The 25883-nt window shown below is 32.9% G+C and carries 22 protein-coding genes; 10 read left to right on the top strand and 12 right to left on the bottom strand.

Annotation, left to right across the window (positions count from 1 at the left end; genetic code table 11):
• Positions 1 to 63: 63 nt before the first annotated feature.
• Genes EG814_RS07905 through EG814_RS07895 form a run of 3 tightly spaced genes read right to left on the bottom strand, consistent with a single transcriptional unit; the run spans position 64 to position 3757 of the window.
• Complete coding sequence (locus EG814_RS07905) at positions 64 to 1452, bottom strand: bifunctional UDP-3-O-[3-hydroxymyristoyl] N-acetylglucosamine deacetylase/3-hydroxyacyl-ACP dehydratase (protein ID WP_125720654.1); 1389 nt, start codon at positions 1450 to 1452, stop codon at positions 64 to 66.
• Positions 1445 to 2488: a UDP-3-O-(3-hydroxymyristoyl)glucosamine N-acyltransferase gene (gene lpxD / locus EG814_RS07900; RefSeq protein WP_125720652.1), complete on the bottom strand. Its 1044-nt coding sequence runs from the start codon at positions 2486 to 2488 to the stop codon at positions 1445 to 1447. Before lpxD ends, EG814_RS07905 begins: the two co-directional genes overlap by 8 nt.
• A 39-nt stretch (positions 2489 to 2527) precedes the next feature.
• The gene (locus EG814_RS07895; protein WP_125720650.1) at positions 2528 to 3757 is read right to left on the bottom strand and encodes an HD domain-containing protein; all 1230 of its coding nucleotides are present in this window, start codon (positions 3755 to 3757) and stop codon (positions 2528 to 2530) included.
• Positions 3758 to 3980: 223 nt separating this feature from the next.
• On the opposite strand from EG814_RS07895, the gene porX reads away from it, so the two are divergent.
• The 4 genes from porX (at position 3981) to EG814_RS07875 (ending at position 7970) form a co-directional block, all read left to right on the top strand.
• Entirely contained in the window at positions 3981 to 5534 is a 1554-nt protein-coding gene (porX, locus tag EG814_RS07890) for a T9SS response regulator signal transducer PorX (protein WP_125720648.1), read from the top strand.
• Positions 5535 to 5803: 269 nt separating this feature from the next.
• Positions 5804 to 6211 carry a tRNA (adenosine(37)-N6)-threonylcarbamoyltransferase complex ATPase subunit type 1 TsaE gene (gene tsaE / locus EG814_RS07885; protein ID WP_125720646.1) on the top strand — a complete coding sequence of 136 codons (408 nt, stop codon included), beginning with the start codon at positions 5804 to 5806 and terminating at the stop codon, positions 6209 to 6211.
• A gap of 148 nt (positions 6212 to 6359) precedes the next feature.
• Entirely contained in the window at positions 6360 to 7559 is a 1200-nt protein-coding gene (locus EG814_RS07880; RefSeq protein ID WP_125720644.1) for an alanine dehydrogenase, read from the top strand.
• A gap of 36 nt (positions 7560 to 7595) precedes the next feature.
• Positions 7596 to 7970 (top strand): DUF4258 domain-containing protein, encoded by a 375-nt coding sequence (locus EG814_RS07875; RefSeq protein ID WP_125720642.1) that lies wholly within the window; start codon positions 7596 to 7598, stop codon positions 7968 to 7970.
• A 124-nt stretch (positions 7971 to 8094) separates the two neighbouring features.
• Here EG814_RS07875 and EG814_RS07870 read toward each other — a convergent pair whose 3' ends face one another.
• Positions 8095 to 8760 (bottom strand): uracil-DNA glycosylase, encoded by a 666-nt coding sequence (locus EG814_RS07870; RefSeq protein WP_125720641.1) that lies wholly within the window; start codon positions 8758 to 8760, stop codon positions 8095 to 8097.
• 198 nt (positions 8761 to 8958) lie between these two features.
• Here EG814_RS07870 and EG814_RS07865 point away from each other — a divergent pair, with 198 nt between their 5' ends.
• Positions 8959 to 11124, top strand: coding sequence for an endonuclease MutS2 (locus tag EG814_RS07865; protein ID WP_125720639.1), 2166 nt, complete (start codon positions 8959 to 8961; stop codon positions 11122 to 11124).
• A 275-nt stretch (positions 11125 to 11399) separates the two neighbouring features.
• The gene (locus EG814_RS07860; RefSeq protein WP_125720637.1) at positions 11400 to 11813 is read left to right on the top strand and encodes a thiol-disulfide oxidoreductase DCC family protein; all 414 of its coding nucleotides are present in this window, start codon (positions 11400 to 11402) and stop codon (positions 11811 to 11813) included.
• Positions 11814 to 11962: 149 nt separating this feature from the next.
• Here EG814_RS07860 and ettA read toward each other — a convergent pair whose 3' ends face one another.
• The 3 genes from ettA to holA form a co-directional block, all read right to left on the bottom strand.
• A complete protein-coding gene (gene ettA, locus EG814_RS07855) occupies positions 11963 to 13654 on the bottom strand; it encodes an energy-dependent translational throttle protein EttA (protein ID WP_125720635.1) in 1692 nt (563 codons plus the stop codon).
• Between the two features lie 78 nt (positions 13655 to 13732).
• Positions 13733 to 13915: a CAL67264 family membrane protein gene (locus EG814_RS07850; protein ID WP_125720634.1), complete on the bottom strand. Its 183-nt coding sequence runs from the start codon at positions 13913 to 13915 to the stop codon at positions 13733 to 13735.
• A gap of 62 nt (positions 13916 to 13977) precedes the next feature.
• Positions 13978 to 14982 (bottom strand): DNA polymerase III subunit delta, encoded by a 1005-nt coding sequence (gene holA, locus EG814_RS07845; protein WP_125720632.1) that lies wholly within the window; start codon positions 14980 to 14982, stop codon positions 13978 to 13980.
• A gap of 79 nt (positions 14983 to 15061) precedes the next feature.
• On the opposite strand from holA, the gene EG814_RS07840 reads away from it, so the two are divergent.
• From EG814_RS07840 to EG814_RS07830, 3 genes are read left to right on the top strand one after another with little or no spacing between them, the layout of a single operon-like run.
• Entirely contained in the window at positions 15062 to 15514 is a 453-nt protein-coding gene (locus EG814_RS07840; RefSeq protein WP_125720630.1) for a type I restriction enzyme HsdR N-terminal domain-containing protein, read from the top strand.
• Positions 15515 to 15534: 20 nt separating this feature from the next.
• Entirely contained in the window at positions 15535 to 16554 is a 1020-nt protein-coding gene (locus tag EG814_RS07835) for a glycosyltransferase family 2 protein (RefSeq protein WP_125720628.1), read from the top strand.
• A 32-nt stretch (positions 16555 to 16586) separates the two neighbouring features.
• Entirely contained in the window at positions 16587 to 17420 is an 834-nt protein-coding gene (locus tag EG814_RS07830; RefSeq protein ID WP_125720626.1) for an OmpA/MotB family protein, read from the top strand.
• 187 nt (positions 17421 to 17607) lie between these two features.
• Here the strand turns inward: EG814_RS07830 and EG814_RS07825 are convergent, their stop codons facing one another.
• The 3 genes from EG814_RS07825 to EG814_RS07815 form a co-directional block, all read right to left on the bottom strand.
• Positions 17608 to 18228, bottom strand: coding sequence for an L-threonylcarbamoyladenylate synthase (locus EG814_RS07825; protein WP_125720625.1), 621 nt, complete (start codon positions 18226 to 18228; stop codon positions 17608 to 17610).
• A 76-nt stretch (positions 18229 to 18304) separates the two neighbouring features.
• Entirely contained in the window at positions 18305 to 20641 is a 2337-nt protein-coding gene (locus tag EG814_RS07820; protein WP_125720622.1) for an ATP-dependent helicase, read from the bottom strand.
• A 506-nt stretch (positions 20642 to 21147) separates the two neighbouring features.
• Complete coding sequence (locus EG814_RS07815; RefSeq protein ID WP_125720620.1) at positions 21148 to 21915, bottom strand: sulfite exporter TauE/SafE family protein; 768 nt, start codon at positions 21913 to 21915, stop codon at positions 21148 to 21150.
• Positions 21916 to 22039: 124 nt separating this feature from the next.
• Between EG814_RS07815 and EG814_RS07810 the strand changes: the two genes are divergently transcribed.
• Positions 22040 to 22564, top strand: a complete 525-nt coding sequence (locus EG814_RS07810) for a DUF7935 family protein (protein WP_125720618.1) — start codon at positions 22040 to 22042, stop codon at positions 22562 to 22564.
• A gap of 103 nt (positions 22565 to 22667) precedes the next feature.
• On the opposite strand, the gene EG814_RS07805 is transcribed toward EG814_RS07810, so the two are convergent.
• Entirely contained in the window at positions 22668 to 23576 is a 909-nt protein-coding gene (locus tag EG814_RS07805) for a patatin-like phospholipase family protein (protein ID WP_125720616.1), read from the bottom strand.
• Positions 23577 to 23767: 191 nt separating this feature from the next.
• Positions 23768 to 25828: a M1 family metallopeptidase gene (locus EG814_RS07800; protein ID WP_125720614.1), complete on the bottom strand. Its 2061-nt coding sequence runs from the start codon at positions 25826 to 25828 to the stop codon at positions 23768 to 23770.
• Positions 25829 to 25883: the final 55 nt, after the last annotated feature.

Here is a 25883-nt window from a genome sequence, read left to right as displayed (position 1 = left end):
ATATTTTTAATTAAAATATTCTGATTTGAAGCAACAAACCTAAACAATAAATTTGATAATTTATTATTGTTTTCTTGCTATTTGTGCCATTAATTCAGCCTCAGTTACCAATTTACCATTTGCATAAGCATTGGCTTGCATATGGCAAATTCCTCTTCTGATAGGAGAAATTAACTCACATTTGAAAATTAAAGTATCACCAGGCAATACTTTGTGTTTAAATTTAACATTATCAATTTTCATGAAGTATGTCAAATAATTTTCAGGATCTGGAACAGTGCTTAATACTAAAATTCCGCCTGTTTGTGCCATTGCTTCAACAATTAATACACCTGGCATAACTGGAGCTTCTGGAAAGTGACCAACGAAGAAATTCTCGTTCATCGTAACATTTTTCAATCCTACTACATGACGATCAGACATTTCTATAATTCTGTCAATTAGCAAGAATGGCGGTCTATGAGGAAGCATAGACATGATTTTATGAATATCCATCAATGGTTCTTGATGCAAATCATAAGTTGGAACATGATTTCTCTGCTCTATTTTGATAATTTTTGCCAGTTTTTTTGCAAACTGAGTATTTACAAAGTGACCTGGTTTGTTAGCAATGATTTTTCCTTGAATACGCACTCCAATAAGAGATAAATCTCCAATTACATCAAGCAATTTGTGTCTTGCCGCTTCGTTTGGATAATGCAAAGTAAGGTTATCTAAAACGCCGTTTGGTTTTACAGAAATCTCTTCTTTACCAAAAGCTTTCTTTAAATTTTCCATTGTAGATTCAGAGATTTCTTTATCTACATAAACGATTGCATTGTTTAAATCTCCACCTTTAATAAGACCGTGTTCTAACAAAGACTCTAATTCATGAAGAAAACTAAAAGTTCTAGAGCTTGCAATTTCAGATTTAAAATCGGCTAGACTTTTAAGAGTAGCATTTTGAGTACCTAAAACTTTTGTACCAAAATCTACCATAGTTGTAACTTGATATTCATCGCTAGGCATCACAAGAATTTCGCTTCCTGTAGCTTCGTCTGTAAATGAAATAACTTCTTTTACCACATACACATTACGGTTAGCGTCTTGCTCTTCGATTCCTGCTTTTTCTATAGCTTCAACAAAATATTTTGATGAACCATCCATAATAGGTAGTTCAGAAGCATTCAATTCAATAATGACATTATCCAAATCACATCCAACAACTGCAGCTAATACGTGTTCTGGTGTCTGAATTTTTACACCAAGTTTCTCAAGATTTGTTCCTCTCTGAGTATTAACAACATAATTAGCATCAGCTTCAATGACTGGTTGACCTTGCAAATCTACTCTTACAAAAGTGAAACCATTATTAACGGGTGCAGGTTTAAAAGTCATTGTAACTTCTTTTCCAGTGTGTAAACCAACTCCTGTTAGCGAAATTTCATTTTTGATGGTCTTCTGTTTAACCATTATTTCCATTTTTTGGGTTTATTATTTGTTTTTTTAATTCTTCAACTTCAGCCACAATTTTAGGCAGATTCTTAAAATGAACATACGATTTATTAAAATCAGTATATCCAAGAGATGGAGTTCCTTGTAAAACTTCATCATCTTTGATGTTTCTGGCTACACCCGACTGTGCTTGAAGCCTAACATTATTGCCTATTATTAAATGACCTGCAATACCAACTTGCCCACCAATCATACAATTTTCGCCAATTTTTGTAGAACCTGCAACACCACTTTGAGCAGCTATCACAGTATTTTTTCCAATTTCTACATTATGGGCAATCTGAATCTGATTGTCTAGCTTCACTCCTTTTCTAATTATAGTAGAACCAAGAGTTGCTCTGTCTATCGTAGTATTAGCACCAATATCTACGTTATCTTCAATAATAACATTTCCAATTTGAGGCACTTTACTGTATTCACCATTTTCGTTTGGAGCGAATCCGAAACCATCAGCGCCGATAATAACGCCAGAATGTACCGTACAATTGTTACCAATAACAGTTTCTGAGTAAATTTTTGCACCTGCAAAAACATACACATCATTACCTATCACAACATTATCTCCAATAAAACTGTTTGGATAGATTTTTACATTATTACCTAAAACTACATTTTGTCCGATATAACTAAAACTTCCTAAATAAAGATTTTCACCGTATTTAGTACCTTCAGACATAAAAGACTGAGGTTCGATACCTGTTTTATTTAATTTTACCTGATTATAAAAGTGTAGAAGTTTAGAAAACGCTGCATAAGCATCTTCCACTTTAATTAGTGTAGTTGTAATTTCCTGTTCTGGAATAAAGCTGTCGTTAACAATTGTCACTGTCGCTTTTGTAGTATATATAAAGTTGATATACTTTGGGTTAGCCAAAAAAGTAAGCGATCCTTCGTCTCCTTCTTCGATTTTAGAAAGCTTAGAAACTTCTGCATTGGGATTCCCAACAACTTCTCCTTCTAAAATTCCTGCTATTTGTTCTGCTGTAAATTTCATCGCGACAAAAATATAAAAAATAGGATTTAAATGTTAATTTTATATAAGTTGTTTTGGGAAACAGATATAATATTTTGTTACCAATTTAGATAACGATTTCAAATTCAGCTGATCAGAAGCTTCAACGACATCCTCAATTGTTTTATCTTTTTTCAAAATACGGATAGGTTCTGCTTCTTTACTGTAAGCTTGATTTTTAATTTTTCCTCTAAAAATGAAATATCCTGCTTCTAATTGTGAAATATGATGTTTAGCGGCAAACTGCTCTTTTAATGATTGAGATTCTTCCATCGGGACTTTCTCTGCACTCATTTTAATTTTAAGCAAATCTCTGTTAATGATCATTTTACTCAAAGTGCTTAAAACAAAATCGTCTTGTCTCTGCCAAGCTTTTAAGGCACTAATAATATCAAAATCATCTAATTGCGAAAATAAATCTAATTTTTCGGCATCAAAATCTTCAAGAGTAACTTTATTGTGCATAAAATAAGAAAGCGGTTCACTGCAAGGAAGATCTACTCCTTTTAAAACCAGTTCTTTGGCTCTTTTTAAGACTTTCATCAAAATTAACTCCGCAACCAAACTTGTTTTATGCAAATAAGCCTGCCAATACATTAATCTTCTAGAAAGTAGAAATTTCTCAACAGAATAAATTCCTTTTTCTTCGATTACCAAAACATCATTTTCAACATTCATCATCTGAATCAAACGTTCAGAATTAACATTTCCTTCTGCAACACCTGTATAAAAACTATCACGTTTTAAATAATCCATACGATCCATATCTAATTGGCTCGAAATTAATTGCAGCATGAATTTTCTATGATATTCTCCTTTAAAAACCTGAATCGCCAAGCTTAATCTTCCGCCAAATTCTTCATTTAACTGATTCATAAACAAGAGCGAAATAGCTTCATGATGCACATCTTCTACAATACTTTTTTCCATTGCATGAGAAAATGGCCCATGCCCTATATCGTGAAGCAAAATCGCTATTAAAAGTGCATTTTCTTCTTCTTCAGAAATTACAACATCTTTAAAACGAAGCGTATCAATCGCTTTTTTCATGAGATGCATGCATCCTAAAGCATGATGAAAACGGGTATGATTGGCTCCTGGATACACTAAATACGATAACCCCATTTGAGAGATACGGCGTAGACGCTGAAAATAAGGATGCTGAATTAAATCGTAAACCAGCTCGTTCGGAATCGTTATGAATCCATATATAGGATCATTGAATATTTTTAATTTATTGATCTGAGTCACAGTCTGGTTATTTTTTTGGTCAACAAATATAAGTAAATAAGTATAAAGAGTCTGGTGTTTTTTATTTAAAAATAATAATTGAAATTAGGATGATTATCAATAAAATACATTTAAAATTGTTAAAATTCAAAATAAATTCATGCCTTGCATTTGGTAATTTTATACTATTTTTAATACTTTTTAAGTTCTATAACTTTAAATTGCAGTAAAATTAAATTGATTTATGGATAAGATAAAAATACTTTGGGTCGACGATGAAATCGATCTTTTAAAGCCTCATATATTATTTCTCGAAAAAAAGAATTACGAAGTTACCACTTGTAATAACGGACTTGACGCGATCGCTCTATTTGAAGAAGATAATTTTGACATTGTTTTTCTAGACGAAAACATGCCCGGAATGAGCGGATTGGAAACGCTTTCTGAAATGAAAGAAAAAAAATCAGCAATTCCGATGATTATGATTACCAAAAGCGAAGAAGAATATATTATGGAAGAAGCCATTGGTTCTAAAATCGCTGATTACTTGATTAAACCTGTAAATCCGAACCAGATTCTGTTGAGTTTGAAAAAAAACTTGGATGATTCTAGATTAATTACAGAAAAAACAACTTTAGATTATCAGAAAGAATTCAGAAAAATTTCGATGGAATTGGCGATGGTTAATTCTTATGAAGACTGGGTTGAACTTTACAAAAAACTAATTTTCTGGGAATTAAAGCTAGAAGATATCAACGATACAGCAATGATCGAAATTTTGGAGTCTCAAAAAGTAGAAGCCAATTCGCAATTCGGAAAATACATCGAAAGAAATTACGAAGACTGGTTTGAGCCAAAAGCAGAAAAACCAATCATGTCTAATACTCTTTTTAAAGAATTGGTAGTTCCTGAAATTAAAAAGAAGGAAAAACCTATTCTTTTTGTTGTAATTGACAATCTTCGTTATGACCAATGGAAGGCTTTTGAAAGTGTAATTTCCAATTATTACAAACTAGAAAAAGAAGTTCCATACTACTCTATTCTTCCAACTGCCACACAATATGCCAGAAACTCGATTTTTTCAGGTTTAATGCCTGCTGAAATGGAAAAAAAGCATCCAGAATATTGGAAAAATGATGTTGAAGACGGAGGAAAAAACCTTTATGAAGCAGAATTTTTATCGGCTCAGTTAAAACGTTTAGGCTTAAATATTAAGGAAGATTATTTTAAAATCACAAATTACGCTGGAGGAAAAAAGTTAGCCGAAAACTTCAAAGCCTTAAAAGGAAACGACTTAGTTACGGTGGTTTACAACTTTGTTGATATGCTTTCTCACGCCAAAACAGAAATGGAAGTGGTGAAAGAATTGGCTTCAGACGATAAAGCGTATCGTTCTTTAACACTAAGCTGGTTTAAAAATTCTCCTTTATTAGAAATTATTCAGCAGGCACAACTTTTGGGCTTCAAACTGATTTTAACAACAGATCACGGAACAATAAATGTAAAAAATCCGTCGAAAGTTGTCGGCGATAAAAACACAAGTCTGAATTTACGTTACAAAACTGGCCGTAGTTTAACTTACGAACAAAAGGATGTTTACGTAATTAAAGAACCTAAAACCATTGGTTTACCTGCAATAAACATGAGCAGTTCGTTTATTTTTGCTAAAAATGATTTCTTTTTGGCTTACGTAAACAACTATAATCATTATGTAAGCTATTATAAAAATACGTACCAACATGGCGGAATTTCTCTAGAAGAAATGATTATTCCATTCTTGGTTTTTAATCCTAAATAAAAATAATTTTGCCACAGATTACAGTGATTATTTGGATTAGAAAAATCCGCTTGATCTGCTAAATCTGCGAGAATAAATTTATTCTCGCAGATTTAGCAGATTTTAGAGATAAAATAAAAATCTTTTTTAATCCTTATAATCTGTGGCAAAAAATAATTACGCTTTCGCGAAAGCCATCAAAATTTTAATAATTTCTACAAATTCTTTAGCAATTATAATTATCAATTCATGAAAATTAGTGAAATTCGTGGCATAAAAAATAACCAAAAATGACGATCACATTTACTTTAGATCAAATTAAGGAAACTGCACAGCAGATTTTAGATTCCAATCCTAATAAAATCATTCTTTTTAATGGAGAAATGGGTGTTGGCAAAACCACTTTAATCAAACAATTGTGCAAAAGCCTTGGAATTACAGACGCAACAAGCAGTCCAACTTTTTCTTTGGTAAACGAATATCAGATTCCGAACGGCAAAAAAGTCTATCATTTTGATTTTTACAGAATTAAGCAAGAAACCGAAGCTCTGGATATGGGCGTAGATGATTATTTATATTCTGGAAATTGGTGTTTTATCGAATGGTCTGAAAAAATTGAAAATCTAATTCCAGAACAACATTCTACAATTACTATTGAATTGCTTTCGGACGGAAAAAGAGAATTAAAACTAGTCTAAATACTTTTTTGAACTCTTATAAAAGATATAGAGAGCTTTATTGAATGTTAAAACATTTCTTAACTTTTGAATTAGAGTATTAGCAGAATTTTTGCATTAATTTTAAAACTTTTTACGTAATTTGTACTCTTAATTTTTTGCGCTATCCATGTCAATCACGTTAACTCCATTTACAAAACAACAATTAATACCGCAGGAAGAAAAACTTGAGGTAGGTCGTTTTAAAAGAGAACTTTTTATCGGAATTCCTAAAGAAACAAGTTATCAGGAACGTCGTATCTGTCTTACGCCTGATGCTGTCAATTCTTTAACCTATGCAGGACACAGAGTAATGATTGAATCTGGAGCCGGAGAAAGTTCGAGTTATACAGATAAAGAATATGCAGATGCTGGCGCAGAAATTACGAAAGACACCAAAAGAGTTTTTGGTTGTCCGTTCTTATTAAAGGTAGAACCGCCAACATTGGCAGAAATCGAAATGATAAATCCAGAAACGGTTATTATTTCTGCTATTCAACTTAAAACCAAAAAGAAAGAATACTTTGAAGCTTTAGCAAAAAAGAAAATTACTGCCTTAGCTTTTGAATATATAAAAGACGAAGACGGATCTTATCCTGCTGTGAAATCTTTAAGCGAAATTGCCGGAACTGCCTCAATCCTTATTGCTGCAGAATTAATGATCACTAACGAATTTGGAAAAGGTCTTTTATTTGGAAATATTACAGGCGTTCCTCCAACTGAAGTTGTCATTTTAGGAGCTGGAACTGTTGGCGAATTTGCAGCAAAAACCGCTATCGGATTAGGCGCAAACGTAAAAGTTTTTGATAACTCCATTACAAAATTACGCCGTCTTCAAAACAATTTAAATCAAAGAATTTTTACTTCTACTATACAGCAAAAAGGCTTATTAAAAGCTTTAAGACGTTGTGACGTCGCTATTGGCGCCATGCGCGGAAAAGAACGCTGTCCGATTGTGGTAAACGAAACAATGGTGGAACACATGAAAAAAGGTGCCGTAATTGTTGATGTCAGCATCGATACAGGCGGATGTTTTGAAACTTCGGAAGTTACTACGCATGAAAAACCAACCTTTATAAAAAGTAACGTATTACATTATTGCGTGCCCAATATTCCTTCGCGTTATTCTAAAACCGCCTCATTATCAATCAGTAACATCTTAACCCCTTATCTGCATCAGATAGCCGAAGATGGTGGTATTGAAAGTGCCATTCGCTGTAATAAAGGCCTTAAAAACGGAATCTATCTTTATCACGGAATTCTAACAAATAAAGCAATTGGCGACTGGTTCGATTTACCAGACAACGATATTAATTTACTTGTATTTTAAGGTAACTTTAATGTACCTTTGCAAAAAATTTATTTCATGAAGTTCGTACACCGTTTTGCATATTATCTGATTGGTCTCGTAATGGGATGTTTTATTGTATCAGGATTTTTTATAGGAAAAGACACTCGCTGTAATTATTTTCCAAATGCAAGAGTTTTAAATAATCTTAGAACAAAACCCTTTCAATATTCTCCAAAAGCCGTTCAGACTCTAAGCGAAAAATGGGTTGATACTGCAGATATCAAAAATACTTTAACGTACGGAGATGTTGATTTTGATCAAAGTAACGTTCCCACAAAAGGAGGAAAACTTTACATCATTGAAGGCAAAACAGTTAAAGATCAAGAAATTATCTTAAAAGTCGTAAACTACGAGAATAAAGCTGTTTTAGAAGAAATCATTAAAAAATAAAATAAAAAATCTTTTGTTTCTCGCAGATTCAAAAGATTTTTTAGCTAAATATTTCTCGCAAAGTCGCAAAGACACAAGTTTTTCACCTTTGTTCCTTTGTTACTCTGCAACTTTGTACCTCAAATTACCATTCTATTTCTCTTAATCCCTTAGATTTCAAAAATTCATTTGTTTGAGAAAAATGTTTATTTCCAAACCAAAATCCTCTATTGGCACTCAAGGGCGAAGGATGTCCAGATTTTAGAATATGATGTTTTGAAGCGTCAATCAAAGCCGCTTTCTTTTGAGCAAAACCTCCCCAAAGCAAGAAAACAACATTTTCTTTTTCAGCAGAAATTTGTTTAATCACAGCATCTGTAAATTTCTCCCAGCCTTTTCCTTGATGACTTCCAGCTTCAGATTGTCTCACCGTTAAAGTTGCATTTAAAAGAAAAACTCCCTGATCTGCCCAACGTTCTAAATTGCCAGTTTTAGGAAGCGGTTTTCCTAAATCAGTTTCTATTTCTCTAAAAATATTATATAATGAAGGCGGAAATGATACTCCGTCGTTTACAGAAAAACATAAACCATTTGCCTGATTGGGTCCGTGATACGGATCTTGTCCAATGATAACTACTTTAACTTCGTCAAAATGGCAATGGTCAAAAGCGGAGAAAATTTGGTTTCCCTTTGGATAGCAAACTTTTGTTGTATATTCTGATTTTACAAATTCAATTAAATCGTTGAAGTATGGTTTTTCAAATTCTTCATTCAAAACAGGTTTCCAAGAAGAATGCATTTTTACGTCCATAATTTTTTTTATGCGAATTTCAGAAATAATTACTTAAAATCAAAAAAGTCAAAAGTCAAAAGTCCTAAGTCCTAAGTCCAAAGTCCAAAGTTAAGTAAATTCATAACTCATAACTTATAACTCATAACTTATAATTTTAATAATTCACAATTGATGAATGTTTTCGTACTTTTGTTTTTACTTTCATAAAGAAATTAAATGATCAGTATTACCGAAAAAACATTACAAGACTTACAATTTCCAACAGTTTTAGAAACCATTTCAGATGGCTGCAACACCGACATTGGAAAAGAAAAGGCTTTACAGATAAAACCATTTAGAGACAAAGAAGAATTAATGCAATCTTTGATGCAGACATCAGAGTATGTATCTTCTTTCCAAAACAATAACGCAATTCCGAATCACGGATTTGATGCCATAACGCATGAAATTAAGTTTCTTGCCATTGAGGACAGTTTTCTTGAAGTAGGAAGTTTTAGAAAAATTGCTAATCTTTCTGCGACCACAAATGTCTTGCTGAATTTCTTAAAAAAATTCGATGACTATTATCCGAATCTAAATGCAAGAGCTTCTCGCGTAGAATTGACTAAAGATATCATAACTGCAATTGACGCTATTGTAGATAAATATGGAGAAATAAAAGATAACGCTTCTCCTACTCTGTCTGGAATTCGCCAGAATATGAATTTGGTTCGCGGAAAAGTCAACCAAAGCTTTGGCGTGGCATTAACCCAATACAATAGTTTAGGGTATTTGGACGATATTAAAGAAAGTTTTGTGCAAAACCGTAGAGTTTTAGCCGTTTTAGCGATGTATCGTCGTAAAGTAAAAGGCTCTATTTTAGGAAGTTCTAAAACCGGAAGCATTGCTTATATCGAACCTGAAGCTACTTTGAAATATTCTCGAGAATTAGCCAATTTAGAATACGAAGAGAAAGAAGAAATTACGAGAATTTTAAAAAATTTATCAAATGTAATTCGTCCGTATCTTCCTTTATTAGTTGAATATCAGGATTTTTTAAGTGATATTGATGTAGTTGCTGGAAAAGCAAAATATGCAAACCGCATTAACGGAATCTTACCAACGATTACCGAAGAAAGAAGATTGTTTTTTAGAGAAGCCTATCATCCGATTTTGTATTTGAATAATAAACAAAAACAAGAAGTTACACATCCGCAGACAATTGAGCTAAAACAAGAAAATAGAATCATTGTTATTTCTGGACCAAATGCTGGAGGAAAAACCATTTCCTTAAAAACGGTTGGGCTACTGCAATTAATGCTTCAATCTGGAATTTTGATTCCGGTGCACGAAAGAAGTGAAACTTTCTTGTTCGATAGAATTCTTACTGATATCGGTGATAATCAATCTATTGAAAATCATTTAAGTACTTATTCATATCGTCTTAAAAACATGAATTACTTTTTAAAGAAATGTAATAGAAAAACTATGTTTTTAATTGACGAATTTGGTACAGGTTCTGATCCTGAATTGGGTGGAGCTCTGGCTGAAATTTTCTTAGAAGAATTTTATCATCGTGAGGCTTTCGGAATTATCACAACGCATTATTCTAATTTGAAAATTTTGGCGAACGAATTACCTTATGCTACAAATGCAAATATGATGTTCGACGAAAAATCTTTAGAACCGATGTATAAGTTAGCGCTTGGCCAGGCTGGAAGTTCGTTTACTTTTGAAGTAGCTCAGAAAAATGGAATTCCGTTTGGATTGATTAATCGTGCGAAAAAGAAAATCGAAGTTGGAAAAGTTCGTTTTGACAAAACCATTGCAACGCTTCAAAAAGAGAGATCTAAACTGGAAAAAACTTCTTTGAATTTAAAAGAAGAAGAAACTCGTGCTCGTGAAGAAAGTAAAAAGATGGAAAACATCAATACTAGAATTCAGCAAAAATTAGAAAGCTATCAGGAATTGTACGACAGTAATCAAAAGATTATTTACATCGGACAAAAAATTGATGATATTGCTGAGAAGTATTTCAACAACAAGAATAAAAAAGAACTGATTGGCGAATTTTTAAAAATTGTTGAGATTGAAAATTCTAAACGCAAAAAAGCAACTCCAAAAGAAGTAAAAGCAAAAGTCGAAAAACAAAAAGAGATTATTGCTGAAGTTCAAGTAAAAGTCGAAGAAATTCGAAAAGAGAAAAAAGAAAAGAAACTGAAACCAGTTGTAGAAAAGCCAAAGCCAATTTTAAAAGTTGGCGACCGAGTAAGAATGCTTGACGGAAGATCTGTTGGAAGTATCGATTCTATCGAAAAAAATAAAGCAACAGTAAATTATGGCATTTTTACTTCGAAAGTAAGTTTGGATGAATTGGAATTGGTTGAAGCGGTTAAAAAGTAAATTTTCAGTCTCAGTGGCAGTTTTCAGTTATGAAAATTGCTAAAAAATAGACCAAAATTAAAATAAAGCGATTTAACAAACGTTTTCTATTTTAAAGTAAAATATCATTACTAATTTTTAAAATTCGATTTAAACCAATTTATGAAAGCTGTTTTTAATTAGAATGTTTTATACAAAATAAAAAATCGATAGATAAAACTAATAAAAAAATTATACACATTGTAGCTTTGTCAAAGTTTAGAACTTTGACAAAGCTTTACTTTTAAAACTATAAAATGGAAAGCCTTCCAAAAAATAAAAAAATAATTCTTTTTGACGGAGTTTGTAATCTCTGCAGTTCTGCTGTACAGTTTATCATCAAACACGACAAAAAAGATATTTTTAGATTTGTAGCATTGCAATCTGAATTAGGAATTTCAATTTGCAAACATTTGGGAATCAGTTTTTCTAAAATGGATAGCATTATTTTATACAATCCTGGAACAGCTTATTTTTATAAATCTTCTGCTGTTATCGAAATCGCGAAAAATTTTGGCGGGCTTTGGAAATTAACTCCAATTTTTAGAATTGTACCGATTTTTATAAGTGACAGAATTTATGATTACGTTGCCAAAAATAGATACAATTGGTATGGCAAAAAAGAAAGCTGTATGATTCCAACGCCAGAGTTGAAATCTAAGTTTTTATAAAATCCAATTAATTTAAAAATTCCAAATTCCAACTTAGTTCTCTTTTTTTTGTCATTTCGAACAAAGCGGAAACATAATCAAAAGCAAAAATCCCAAATTCACATCAAATTGGAAGTTGGGATTTTTGTTTTTGAAATTTAAAAAGAATTTTATCTAATCAATTTTCTGTATTTCAAACGTTTCGGAGTTAAATCACCGCCAAGACGTTTCTTTTTGTTTTCTTCATAATCAGAGAAACTTCCTTCAAAGAAATAAACTTCAGAATCTCCTTCAAAAGCTAGAATGTGTGTACAAATTCTATCTAAGAACCATCTGTCGTGAGAAATAATTACGGCACAACCAGCAAAATTCTCTAAACCTTCTTCCAATGCACGAAGTGTATTTACGTCAAGATCGTTGGTAGGCTCATCCAGTAAAAGTACGTTTCCTTCTTCTTTCAAAGTCATTGCTAAGTGCAAACGGTTACGTTCTCCACCAGAAAGCATTGCTACTTTTTTGTTTTGCTCACCGCCACCAAAGTTGAAACGAGATAAGTAAGCTCTTGAGTTCACTTGCTTTCCTCCCATCATAATCAATTCCTGCCCATCTGCAAAGTTTTCCCAGATAGATTTGTTCGGATCAATATTAGAGTGAGACTGATCTACGTAAGCAATTTTCACCGTTTCTCCAACTGAAAATTCTCCGCTATCAGTAGCTTGTTCGCCCATAATCATTTTGAAAATAGTAGATTTACCAGCACCGTTCGGTCCTATAATTCCAACTATACCAGCCTGAGGTAAAACAAAATTCAAATTATCGTACAATAATTTTTCACCAAAAGCTTTGGCAACATTTTTAGCTTCAATAACATTAGTTCCCAAACGAGGACCATTCGGAATATAGATCTCTAGTTTTTCATCTAGCTGTTTTTGATCTTCATTTAATAATTTGTCGTAGTTCTGTAAACGCGCTTTCTGTTTTGTCTGGCGACCTTTTGCACCTTGACGAACCCAATCCAACTCACGCTCTAAAGTTTTTCTACGTTTAGAAGCCACTTTTTCTTCTTGAGCCAAACGATTTGATTTTTGATCTAACCAAGAAGAATAGTTTCCTTTCCACGGAATACCTTCTCCTCTATCCAATTCTAAAATCCATCCGGCAACGTTATCAAGGAAATAACGGTCGTGCGTTACAGCGATTACAGTTCCCGCATATTGCGCTAAATGCTGCTCCAACCACAGAACTGATTCAGCATCAAGGTGGTTGGTAGGCTCATCCAATAACAATACGTCTGGCTGTTGCAACAACAAACGGCATAAAGCTACACGACGGCGCTCACCTCCTGAAAGGTTTTTAATTGGCGTATCACCTTCTGGAGTACGCAAAGCATCCATTGCAATTTCTAGTTTGGTATCAATTTCCCAAGCTCCAAGAGCATCAATTTTGTCTTGTAAAGCCGCTTGACGGTCCATTAATTTATCCATTTTGTCTGGATCTGAATAATTTTCTTCAAGACCAAACAAGTCATTGATGTCGTTATATTCTTTAAGAACAGCCATTGTTTCAGCAGCCCCTTCTTGAACAATTTCTAAAACAGTTTTAGAATCATCCAAAATTGGCTCTTGCTCTAAATATCCTACCGTATAACCAGGCTGAAAAACAACATCGCCCTGATAGTTTTTATCAACTCCTGCAATAATTTTTAAAAGGGAAGATTTTCCAGAACCGTTAAGTCCCAAAATACCAATCTTAGCACCATAAAAGAAACTCAGATAAATATTCTTAAGAACTGGTTTGTCTGCTCCTTGATAGGTTTTACTCAATTTCTGCATTGAGAAAATTACTTTCTTATCGTCTGACATTTTATTTATTTTAAATTTTGATTATTTTCTATTAACTAAACTGCAATTGATTTTTGCAATTGATATTATCTTTAAATTTTAAACTCTACCTTTCAAAGCATTGAAAACCCAAGCATTAGCAAAAAAACCAACTCCAACAGCTCCAAATCCCCAGCCCGAAACATCACTGTATCTAAAGATTCCAAGACCTATAAGCAACAATCCCATAAGTACCATTATAAAAGTGGCCCATCCTAAAATGGTATTTTTATTCATTCCCATAATTGTATAAATATTTTTATTGGCAAAATTTTAGAAAAGCAAATATCGTGAATTTTAATGGCTTAATTAAAAATTTTATAAAGCATTTCTTTTAGTAAATCTGCTTGTGGTAAGGCATTGGCTCCCACCCCTTTACTTTTAACATCAATATCTCGCAAAGCTCCAACAATCTGACTCACTTTTCGCATTGGGTAGTTTTTTACTGCCAAATCGTACTCTTTTAAGAAATACGGATTAACGCCAAGAGCCGTTGCAACATTTTTAGGGCTTTTATCTTTAAGTCCGTGATATTTGAGAAGCTGAACGAAAAAACCGAATACCAAACCAGTTGTCATAACCAAAGGATATTCTTTCGGATTGTGAGCAAAATTATCAGCTATTTTATACGCTTTCAATTGATTACGTTCTCCAATTGCTTTTCTCAGTTCGAATACATTATAATCTTTACTAAAACCAATATTTTCTTCAATATGCTCAGCGGTAATCATTGTCCCTTTCGGTAAAATAATCTGCAGTTTTTCTAGTTCATTATTGATTTTGCTCAAATCTGTTCCTAGAAATTCCACCAGCATTGCATTGGCTTTTGGATCAATAGTATATTTTTTTCCGGCTAAAACACGTTTGATCCAATCTCCTACTTGATTTTCGTATAATTTTTTACTTTCATAAACTACGCCTTTCTGGCCCAGTAATTTAGTAACTTTTTTACGTTTATCCAGCGTTTTGTATTTATAGCAAAAAACCAATACTGTTGTTTGCATTGGGTTATCTACATAAGATTCTATTTTATCAATTGTTCTTGATAGATCTTGCGCCTCTTTTACAATAACAACTTGACGTTCAGCCATCATCGGATAGCGCTTGGCCGTTGAAATAATATCATCTACAGAAACATCTCTTCCGTACAAGACTGTCTGATTAAAACCTTTTTCTTCTTCGGCTAAAACATTACTCTCAATATATTCTGATAGCTTATCTATATAGTAAGGTTCTTCGCCCATCAAGAAATAGATCGGTTTAATATCTCCGGCTTTAATATCGTTAACAATTTTTATTACTTCGTCCATTTAACTCGATTGCAGATTTTAGATTTTAGATTTCAGATTGAAAACTATAATCTTTAAACTTATTTTATATTTTTGCTTTATGTTAAAGCTAAATTTTCCTTCTTATACTTTCCGATTCAAAAATAGCGAAAATAAAGTGTCTATTTTTGATGAAATCAGGAAAAAATTCATAATTCTTACGCCAGAAGAATGGGTTCGGCAACACGTTGTCCATTTTCTAATGAATGAAAAAAAATACCCCAAATCTTTAATAAACGTAGAGAAAGTTTTAACTATCAACGGATTAAGAAAAAGATATGATGTTGTGGTATTTAATTCTGATGGATCTATACATATATTAGTAGAATGCAAAGCGCCAGAAGTTAAAATATCTCAGGCAACTTTTGACCAAATTGCGCGTTACAATATGACAATGCAGGCACGGTTTTTGAAAGTGACAAACGGACTAAACCATTTTTATTGTCAAATGGATTTTGAAAACGAAAAATATGAGTTTTTGAGAAATCTGCCTGACTATAAAGAAAACCATTAAAATAAATAATTTAAGAACTTTTGGATAAAATAGCAGTCGTCATTTTAAATTGGAACGGTGTAAAATTGTTAGAGCAGTTTTTACCATCTATTATTCAATTTTCTGAAGGAGCGACTATTTATGTTGCAGACAACGATTCTACAGATAATTCTGTCGCTTTCGTGACAGAAAATTTTCCAACCATAAAAGTTGTAAAAAATACGGGCAATCATGGCTTTGCAAAAGGCTACAATGATGCTTTACAACATATTGATGCCGAAATATACGCATTAGTCAATTCAGATATTGAAGTTACAGAAAACTGGCTTCAACCTATTCTTGATACTTTCGAAAAAGAAAAACAGACCGCTATAATTCAGCCAAAAATTCTTGATTTTAAAAACAAAGAATATTTTGAATACGCTGGCGCTGCTGGCGGTTTTATTGACAAATACGGCTTTCCTTTCTGTAGAGGAAGAATATTTGAAACTATCGAAAAAGACAATGGCCAGTATGACGATAATGCTGAATTGTTTTGGGCTTCTGGCGCTTGTTTTTTCATTAGAAAGAACGTTTTTCATGAATTAGGTGGCTTTGATGAAAGTTTTTTTGCGCATCAGGAAGAAATAGATTTATGCTGGCGCGCCAAAAATGAAAGACATACTATAAAATACAATTATCAATCTGTTGTTTATCATGTAGGAGGCGCTACGCTACAACAGGGAAATCCTAAAAAAACGTATTTGAATTTTAGAAATTCACTATTAATGCTGGTTAAAAATCTGCCTGCAAAAGGATTGTTTTTTGTGATATTTTTCCGCATGGTTTTAGATGGGATTGCTGGTATCCGTTTTCTTACACAAGGTAAAATCAAGCATACTTTTGCCATTTTAAAGGCACATTTCTCTTTTTATTGCTTATCTTTAAAATATTTAAAAAAACGAAAAAAATTTCAGATACAGCAATACTATACGGTGAAAAGCATCGTTTTCCTTTATTATATAAAGAAACTGAGCTTATTTAAAGAAATCTTTAACAGTATTCAAAATATTAAAAACTAAATTTGTAATCAAGTCTAATTAAAATTAAATTTATGAGAAAAATAGTTATCGCACTATCAGTATTAATGGCTTTAACATCATGTGTTTCTAAAAAGAAATATGCTGAGTTAGAAGCTAAGAACAAAGAGACTCAAGATTTGTTAAACTCTTGTACTGTAAAATTAAACACGTGCTTAGAAGAAAAAGCTGGATTAGCTGCAACAGCAGACAGCTACAAACAACATAATCAAGACTTAATCAATAGCTCTAAAGATTTAACAATCTTAACTACTAAAGGTGCAGAAAACCTTGAAAAATCTCTTGAAAGTTTAAAAGAAAAAGATTTGAAAATCTCTAGACTTCAAGACGCTCTTACTAAAAAAGACAGTGTAACTTTAGCTTTAGTAACAAGCTTAAAAGGTGCTGTTGGAATCAACGATCCAGACATCGAAATCAATGTTGAAAAAGGAGTTGTATTTATTTCTATCGCTGATAAATTATTATTCAAAAGCGGTAGCTATGAAGTAAGCGACAGAGCAAAAACTGTTTTAGGAAAAGTTGCTAAAGTTGTAAATGACAAACCAGATTTCGAATGTATGGTTGAAGGTCACACTGATAATGTGCCATACAAAAGCAACGGTATTATCTTAGACAACTGGGATTTAAGTGTAAAACGTTCTACTTCTATCGTTCGTGTATTAACAAACGATCTTGGTGTTAACCCAGCTAAATTAATTGCTGCTGGTAGAAGTTCTTATGTTCCTTTGGTTTCTAACGATACTGCAGAAGATAGAGCTCGTAACAGAAGAACTCGTATCGTAGTTATGCCAAAAATCGATCAATTCTATGATATGATTGAAAAAGAAATGAAAAAACAAGCTAAATAATCTTGTTTTACATAGTATAAAAACAGAAAAAGCAGGTCCAAAAGACCTGCTTTTATGTATCCTTAATTTTTTTAATAACCAATTAAATATAAATCAAGAATAGCATTATTTTTAAGTAACTAACTAAATTTTAACATAATAAAGTTACTCATAATTTTTTGTACTTTTATACTTTTAGTGTATTTTTTTACAAAATATCAATATCCCCTTTACCTTCTCTTACGATAACTGGCTCATGTTCAGATAGATCAATTATAGTCGATCCTACATTATCTCCGTAGCCTCCATCTATTACCATATCTACAAGATGCTGCCATTTCTCAAAAATCAATTCTGGATCTGTAGTATATTCTATTACGTCATCTTCATCACGAATAGAAGTTGAAACAACTGGGTTTCCTAACTGACGAACAATTTCTAGTATGATATTATTATCAGGAACACGAATACCAACAGTCGTTTTCTTTTTAAATTCCTTCGGAAGACTATTATTTCCTGGCAAAATAAATGTATAAGGACCTGGCAAAGCTCTCTTTAATATTTTGAATGTAGAAGTATTGATCTGCCTCACATAATCTGACAGATTACTTAAATCATGACAAATAAATGAAAAATTTGCCTTTTCTAATTTAACACCTTTAATTTTTGCGATTTTTTCTAATGCGCGCGAATTAGTAATATCACAACCCAAACCATAAACAGTATCAGTTGGATAAATTACCAAACCGCCATTCTGAAGTACTTTTACCACTTTTGCAATTGCAGCTTCACTAGGTTTATCGGGATATATTTTTATAAATTCAGCCATGTTTTTTGTTTTAAGTTTAAGGTTTCAAATTTCATGTTTCTTAAAGTTACGAAATACTTCAAACTAAAATTTACATTTATCCCACTACATCGAGCTTAGCAAATCGTAGCAGCAATTTCTTCAATCCACCAACTTCAAATTTAATTTCTGCTTTTTTATCTGCACCAACTCCCTCGAGGTTTATAACTTCACCTTTTCCAAAACGTTCGTGCATCACAATATTACCTATTGTCAATTTACTGTCAAATAAATTTGAATTTCCACTAGATGGCGCATTTCCAGAAACCGGTTTTAGCTTACGAATATTCAAATCTGGTTTAGGTTCATTATTCGTAAGATAAGCTGGCGGAGTTCCTCCAACGGGTTTGCTTAACCTTAATTTTGATTTGTCTACATCGCCAAAAATGTCCCCATCAATTGGAGATTTATAACGATAATTCGTTTCAGAAGGTGTCAAATATTCTAAAAATTGTCCATCGATTTCTTCTATGAAACGAGACGGTTCACTATCTGTCAATTTTCCCCAACGATAACGAGATTGAGCATAAGTCAAATACGCCTGATGTTCTGCACGAGTCAATGCCACATAAAACAAACGACGCTCTTCCTCTAGTTCACTTCTCGTACTCATACTCATTGCAGAAGGAAACAAATCTTCTTCCATCCCCACTACAAATACATGCGGAAACTCCAATCCTTTTGCTAAGTGAATCGTCATCAAAGCTACACGATCTTCATCACTCGTATCTTTATCCAAATCTGTTGCCAAAGCCACATCTTCCATGAATTCAGAAAGTGCGCCTCTTGCTCCATCAATTTCTCTTTGTCCTTCAACAAAATCTTTAAGACCGTTTAAAAGCTCTTCTATATTCTGAATTTTTGCCATTCCTTCCGGCGTAGCATCTTTTTTCAATTCCTGAACCAAACCCGTTTTTTTAGCCACGTGATCTGTCAGATAAAAAGCATCCTGATTCTGGTCGATAACTTGAAAACTCTGAATCATGGTAACAAAATCTTTCAATTTGTTTTTTGTACCCGCATTCAGCTTCAAATCGATTTTATCGATATTTACCATTACTTCCCAAATCGAACGTTTGTAATGATTGGCAGCAATGGTTAATTTTTCTACAGTTGTATCACCAATTCCACGTGCTGGATAATTAATAACACGAATTAAAGCTTCCTCGTCTTTCGGGTTAATTACCAAACGCAGATAACATAAAACATCTTTAATTTCTTTACGCTGATAAAAAGACAAACCGCCATAAATTCTATACGGAATATCACGTTTTCTCAACGCATCCTCCATGGCACGCGATTGCGCATTGGTACGATACAGAATTGCAAAAGCACCATTATGCAACTGATTTTGCATTTTCTGCTCAAAAATGGTACTTGCCACAAAACGCCCTTCTTCAGCATCTGTTAAACTTCTATGGACTTTAATTCTTGGTCCAAAATCATTTGCTGTCCAAACGACTTTATCCAGTTTGGTTTTATTATGCTCCATTACCGTATTTGCGGCTTCCACAATATTTCGGGTCGAACGGTAATTTTGTTCCAATCTAAACATTACCACACCTTCATAATCCTTCTGGAAATTCAAAATATTATTGATATTCGCACCACGGAAAGCATAAATACTCTGCGCATCATCTCCAACCACACAAATATTCTGAAACTTATCAGACAAAGCCCTAACAATCAAATACTGAGAGTGATTTGTATCCTGGTACTCATCAACCAAAATATAACGAAAACGGTTTTGATATTTGGCCAAAACTTCTGGAAAACGTGTCAATAATTCGTTAGTTTTTAACAACAAATCATCAAAATCCATTGCTCCAGCTTTAAAGCAGCGTTCTACGTATTGCTGATAAATTTCTCCTAATCTTGGTCGTTTTGCCATCGCATCGGCTTCGACTAATTCAGGATTATTAAAATAAGCTTTCACTGTAATCAAGCTATTCTTATAACTAGATATACGTCCTAAAATCTGTTTTGGTTTATAAATATCCCGATCTAACTGCATTTCTTTAATAATGGAAGAAATCAATCTAGCCGAATCCTGAGAATCATAAATAGTAAAATTGGAAGGATATCCTAAATGATCAGATTCTGCACGAAGAATACGGGCAAATATCGAGTGAAATGTCCCCATCCAAAGGTTTTTAGCCTCTGTTGCTCCCACGATATCCGAAATCCTGTGTTTCATTTCGCGCGCCGCTTTATTGGTAAACGTCAGCGACAAAATATTAAAAGCATCAATTCCCTGATGCATCAAATAAGCAATTCTTATCGTTAAAACTCTGGTTTTTCCAGAACCTGCACCAGCGATAATAATCATTGGCCCGTCTTTCTTTAAAACAGGCGCTCTCTGCGCTTCGTTGAGCTGGTCAATATATTTTTGCATGAAATTTTCTCCTTTTAGGCAAAAATAGCAATTAAAGATGGAAAAAGAAAGTTCCTAAGATGCTAAGCTACTATCCCGAAGCTTCGGGACTAAGTTTTTTTTTTGAAGCCAAACAAAAGGCATTTTATTAGGCATGGTTTCCCGCTTTCGGCTATATCTCTCCTCCCGATTATCATCGGGATACGAGGATACCGCCTCAATCGGGGCTAAAAAACAAACAATTGGCTTTCTTTAAATATTTTTAAACCATATAAGTCATATAAGTTCATTTTAGATATTTTTAAATACTAGGAAAACTTATATGATTTATAATCTTATTAAACAAACTTAAAATATCTTACATAACTTATATGGTTTAAAAATTTACATGATTTTAAAACTTTAGCAAACACAACTAATAATGTTTGCTTATTGAGCTAATTATGATTTAAAAAAATTAATATGATCTTAACTTCAAACAAGACAAAAACTTATAAAATCTTATATAACTTATATGGTTTAAAAATTTACTTAAAGAAAACGTCATAGGCAAATCGAATCAAAGTCCCAACAACCACAATTAAAAAGAAGATTCGAATAAATCCGTTTCCTTTGTTGATTGCCAGTTTTGCACCGAGCCATCCGCCTATTCCGTTGCTAATTGCCATCGGAATGGCAATTGTCCAAATGATTTTTCCTTTAATCATAAACAAACAAATCGAACCAAAATTGGTCGCGAGATTCACCATTTTAGCATTCGCGGAAGCGTGAAGAAAATCAAAACCTAAAAGTGCAATAAAAGCTACAACAAAAAAACTTCCTGTTCCAGGTCCGATAAATCCGTCGTAAAATCCAATAATTATACTGATAACAACTGCATAAAATATTTGTGTCGCTGCCGAATGATCTTTAGCAACGTGCTGTCCGAAGTTTTTCTTGGCGTAAGTATATATAAAAAGCAAAGATAAAACCACAAGCAAAAGCGGTTTCATAAAATCATTGCTGACCATTGTCAAAATAGTTGATCCTAAAAATGCCGACGGAACCGCTAAGCACATCATAATAATCAAGAGTTTCCACTGAATTACTACTTTTTTCAAATACTGAAAAGCAGCAAAAGCAGTTCCGCTAAACGCTGGAATTTTTAACGTTCCAACTACCGTCGAAACGGGAAGATTAGGCAATAAAATTAATCCCATCGGAGTTTGAATCAATCCACCGCCGCCAACAATGGCATCAATAAACCCTGCAGCAAAAGCCGCTAAACAAAGAAAAAGTATTATATATGAATCCATTAAAAAGATTTTTCAGTCTCTGTAAAAAACAAGTTGCAAAAGTACGGCTTCCTTTTTGTTTATTACCATAAATTTAAAGTTGATTTTTGATCAAAAAGTATATTTTTGCTTAAAAATTATTCCAATGGATTTCAACAAAATAATCGAACTTGCGAGTTATACTTTACCAGCCTTAGTTACAGGAGTTGTAGCGTATCGTTTCTTTGAATTACACATTAAAAACAATGACAGAAAACGTGCTTTTTTATTAAACAAACAAGCGCACAAAGAGTCGTTGCCAATACGTTTACAAGCTTACGAGCGCATGACTTTGTTTTTGGAACGTATTAATTTAACTAAACTTTTAATCAGAGTTGCACCAATTTCACCATTAAAACATGATTATGAGAATTTCCTGATCGACCAAATTGAACAAGAATTTGAACATAATTTAACACAGCAAATTTATATTTCTGAAGAATGCTGGACCATCATTACAACTGCAAAAAATGCAACAATACAAATGATTCGTAAAGCAGCGATGAGCGAAAAAGTTGAAAATGCAGATAAACTTCGCGAAGTTATTTTGAATGATTTGTTAGAAAAACAATCCCCAAGTAATGCTGCTTTGAGTTTTATTAAAGCTGAAGTTGCAGACCTTTGGTATTAATAATTTTAGATTGTTGATTTTAGATTTTAGATTCTGGCATTTAACAGCAACAATCTAAAATCTAAAATCTAAAATCAACAATCTAAAATCTTATATCAATATCTTATATCAATATCTTATTATCACTCATCGTTTCAGACTTATTTTGGGCATATTCATAACCTTGCTCCCACCATTCTTTCATCACTTCTTTATTAAAGATCAAAGCATTATCAGTTAGTTTTATTGGAGTGTAGTATAAATTTAGTTTCACATTCTTATTATTTGCCATAAGTTTTCCTATAGCAATATCATGCTTCTCTACTTGATCGAGAGCAATTCGGAATAAATCAATCATCAAAGAAAACGGGTTTTTACCAATAACAGTTTTCGTTGTATTTACTTCTGTTTCTAGAACTATCACATCGATTTCGGTGGCGCCGCGATTGATAGCTTCACGGATCGGAACCAAGCTTGAAAATCCGCCGTCGCCATATTCACAATTATTTTTTTCGACCAAACTCATAAACGGAACATAGTTACTCGATATCCAAGACCATTCGCAAAACTCTTCGTAGGTACAATCTTTAACCGATTTATATTCGGACTCATTTTTGGTAAAATTAGTTACCGTAACGATAACATCTGTTTTAAGCTTTTTGAGTTTATTAAAATCAGAAATAGAAAAATTATTCCTAATGTATTTTTTCAAACCTTTACTTTCTCCAAAAGTTCGTTTTCCTTTAAAAAATTGGCGTATTACATTAAAGTGATTAATTGTCACAATATCAACTCCATCCTTAGTTTTTACAACAAACGGACAAATGTTAAAAATACTCGACATTGTTACGTTGGTATATACAGAATGTATTTTTTTGATATGGCCGAGAGCTAAATGCGGAATCAATAAACTTCCGGTTGAAGTTCCTAAAAACAAGTCGTATTCGTGTTTTTTTTCTTCTATTAAATACTGGGCAACACCGCCGGCAAAAGCGCCTTTACTGCCACCGCCTGAAATAACCAATGCTCTCATAAACTGTAATGTAGGTTTTGTTTTTGGGATTATTTTTTAGAGAAAAGAATATAGTTTTTAGAGAAAAGAATATAGAAAATAGATCAAAGACTTCTTTACTCTTCAATCTTGCATCTCGCTTCTTTCAACTCTTTTCTATATTCTATTTTCTATTTTCTATTTTCTATTTTCTATACTCTTACCTCTATAATTTACTCTTTCAACAAACGATTCAATTGGAACTGTTCATCGGGTGTCAAATTAGGTAAAATTCTATTAAAAGAAGCACGCATTTCAGGATTTTTTAACAAGAGTCTAATCGTATCTCTACCAAATTTTGAAAATTGCCACATATGATGCGTTGTAGCTCCAACTAAGTTGCTCAAAACTTGATCGTTAATTATTTTAAAAGCGATCAGTTTTTCCAAAGCATTTTGTCTTGTTGTGGCTTCGTATTTAGTAGACGAAAATGCAATTAATTCGTTTACCAGAGAATCTTGGTCGCTACTGTAATTCGGTGTTGACAAAGCAAGAGAAAGCCATAAGGTTTTGAGATTAAAATCATTAAAACCAATCCAATTTTTAGATTTGTCCAAATAGGCAGTTCTATGATCTGGAAAATTTCTCCATAACCAATACAACGCAATTTCTTGTGTCTGATACGATTTATCATCCAAAAGTGTTTCGTAATTTGTTCTAAAATCTTCTGGAATTTTAGTTAGAGAGCTCGCAAGATTCTGACGGACACTAATATTATTAGTTTGCATTGCCAAAAGTAAAAGAGCTTTTTTGTCTTCGTATTTTTCATTTTCCAACTGATCGACAACGGCTGCTTTTACCGATTCATAAACATCTGATTCTAAAGTTTTTTTCAAAATAGCTTCTTTCTCAGCCAAAGGTGTTTTTTTCAGTTTATCAATTTCTAAACGCTTTTCAATTGTTTTGTTTTTACTCAATAACGCATTTGCTCTTGGCGTATCAAAAGCGGTAGATTCCAACCAGGTTTTCTGAAAATTTTCCACATCAAAATCAGAGACTTTCTTAATTTCGTCAAAGAAATTTTGCGTGTTCACCGTTTGATAAGCATATTTATTGAGATAATTTTTAATCGCTTTTTTAAATGCTTTATCTCCAATTGATTCGTGCAGAACAAATAACGCCCAAGCTCCTTTTTCATAAAAAGTTAGCGAACTGGCTTTAGGATTTAAAACTGGAATAGTATCGGTACGGGAAGCAAATTTAATTTGCTGTGCCGTGTCGTACAATTTAGAGTAAAAATAATCTTCTCCATAAATATCTTTTTCTGCCAATAAAGCAAAATAAGTGGCAAATCCTTCCTGAAGCCAATGATGCGTACTGCTTTCGGCCGTTATTAAATCGCCAAACCAATGATGCGCCAATTCGTGCGCGTCTACGTTGGTGTAATTTCTATCGCAAAAACCAGTTGAATCTACCACATAGCGCGTTGCAAAAAGCGTTGAAGTCGTATTTTCCATTCCTGCATACAGAAAGTCTCTCACCGGAATCTGTCTGTTAATTTTCCAAGGATATTTTACACCAATTTCTTTTTCAAGAAAATCAAAAATTCGTTTGGAATAGCGATACGTTGGCTCAAAGCGATCGGCATCTTTAGGTTCGAAAAAGTATTCTAAAGGTATTTTACTTTTCGATTTAAATTCTTTTTTATCAAATTTTCCGATAGCCATCATTAACAAATAGGAACTCATTGGTTTTTCCATTTGAAATTGCCAGTGATTTAAATTTCCCTTTGTCGTTTTTTCTTTTAAAATTCCGTTTGCAACTACCTGATAAGTGGCATCATAAGAAATCCCTAAATTAAAAATCAGCTTCTCATTTACATCATCAAAACTAGGAAACCAATTACTGGTATATCTGCCCTGCCCTTGTGTCCAGATTTGCACTTCGTCATTTTCCATATCAACAAAGTACAATGCCTGTTTTGGTTTTGCCGTGTAACTGAAAGTCAAATGATTCTGTCCTTTTTTGAAAGGAAAAATTAATTTCAATTCTTTATTGGTATTGATAAACATGATTTCTTTTTCATCGATTTTTACATTCGAAAATTCCATGTTTTTCGCGTCAAGCGAAATGGTATCAATATCCTGCAAAACCTCAAATTGAAAATCGACAGTTCCTGAAATTGTTTTTCCTTTCGGATTTAATGATAATTGACCTGAAACAGATTTAAAATCAACGTATTTGGTTTGCTGTGCAAAAAGAAAACTGGTGAAGAATAGAAAAATGTATTTCATTGAAATGAATTTGAAGGCGAAATTCCAAAGTTACAAAGGTTTCCTTTACAAATAG

This window comes from Flavobacterium ustbae, assembly GCF_003946915.1.
Taxonomy (GTDB): domain Bacteria; phylum Bacteroidota; class Bacteroidia; order Flavobacteriales; family Flavobacteriaceae; genus Flavobacterium; species Flavobacterium ustbae.
Note: the sequence above shows the minus strand (reverse complement) of the source record. Positions and strands in the feature narration are given on the sequence as shown.

What these genes read in the sequence shown, in the direction of transcription:
- EG814_RS07815 (WP_125720620.1), bottom strand. Translation starts at nt 21,915, where the DNA reads ATGGATTCATATATAATACTTTTTCTTTGTTTAGCGGCTTTTGCTGCA.
- EG814_RS07875 (WP_125720642.1), top strand. Translation starts at nt 7,596, where the DNA reads ATGAAGTTCGTACACCGTTTTGCATATTATCTGATTGGTCTCGTAATG.
- EG814_RS07830 (WP_125720626.1), top strand. Translation starts at nt 16,587, where the DNA reads ATGAGAAAAATAGTTATCGCACTATCAGTATTAATGGCTTTAACATCA.
- lpxD (WP_125720652.1), bottom strand. Translation starts at nt 2,488, where the DNA reads ATGAAATTTACAGCAGAACAAATAGCAGGAATTTTAGAAGGAGAAGTT.
- EG814_RS07905 (WP_125720654.1), bottom strand. Translation starts at nt 1,452, where the DNA reads ATGGTTAAACAGAAGACCATCAAAAATGAAATTTCGCTAACAGGAGTT.
- EG814_RS07810 (WP_125720618.1), top strand. Translation starts at nt 22,040, where the DNA reads ATGGATTTCAACAAAATAATCGAACTTGCGAGTTATACTTTACCAGCC.
- porX (WP_125720648.1), top strand. Translation starts at nt 3,981, where the DNA reads ATGGATAAGATAAAAATACTTTGGGTCGACGATGAAATCGATCTTTTA.
- holA (WP_125720632.1), bottom strand. Translation starts at nt 14,982, where the DNA reads ATGGACGAAGTAATAAAAATTGTTAACGATATTAAAGCCGGAGATATT.
- tsaE (WP_125720646.1), top strand. Translation starts at nt 5,804, where the DNA reads ATGACGATCACATTTACTTTAGATCAAATTAAGGAAACTGCACAGCAG.
- EG814_RS07820 (WP_125720622.1), bottom strand. Translation starts at nt 20,641, where the DNA reads ATGCAAAAATATATTGACCAGCTCAACGAAGCGCAGAGAGCGCCTGTT.
- EG814_RS07880 (WP_125720644.1), top strand. Translation starts at nt 6,360, where the DNA reads ATGTCAATCACGTTAACTCCATTTACAAAACAACAATTAATACCGCAG.
- ettA (WP_125720635.1), bottom strand. Translation starts at nt 13,654, where the DNA reads ATGTCAGACGATAAGAAAGTAATTTTCTCAATGCAGAAATTGAGTAAA.
- EG814_RS07840 (WP_125720630.1), top strand. Translation starts at nt 15,062, where the DNA reads ATGTTAAAGCTAAATTTTCCTTCTTATACTTTCCGATTCAAAAATAGC.
- EG814_RS07865 (WP_125720639.1), top strand. Translation starts at nt 8,959, where the DNA reads ATGATCAGTATTACCGAAAAAACATTACAAGACTTACAATTTCCAACA.
- EG814_RS07825 (WP_125720625.1), bottom strand. Translation starts at nt 18,228, where the DNA reads ATGGCTGAATTTATAAAAATATATCCCGATAAACCTAGTGAAGCTGCA.
- EG814_RS07870 (WP_125720641.1), bottom strand. Translation starts at nt 8,760, where the DNA reads ATGGACGTAAAAATGCATTCTTCTTGGAAACCTGTTTTGAATGAAGAA.
- EG814_RS07805 (WP_125720616.1), bottom strand. Translation starts at nt 23,576, where the DNA reads ATGAGAGCATTGGTTATTTCAGGCGGTGGCAGTAAAGGCGCTTTTGCC.
- EG814_RS07800 (WP_125720614.1), bottom strand. Translation starts at nt 25,828, where the DNA reads ATGAAATACATTTTTCTATTCTTCACCAGTTTTCTTTTTGCACAGCAA.
- EG814_RS07850 (WP_125720634.1), bottom strand. Translation starts at nt 13,915, where the DNA reads ATGGGAATGAATAAAAATACCATTTTAGGATGGGCCACTTTTATAATG.
- EG814_RS07860 (WP_125720637.1), top strand. Translation starts at nt 11,400, where the DNA reads ATGGAAAGCCTTCCAAAAAATAAAAAAATAATTCTTTTTGACGGAGTT.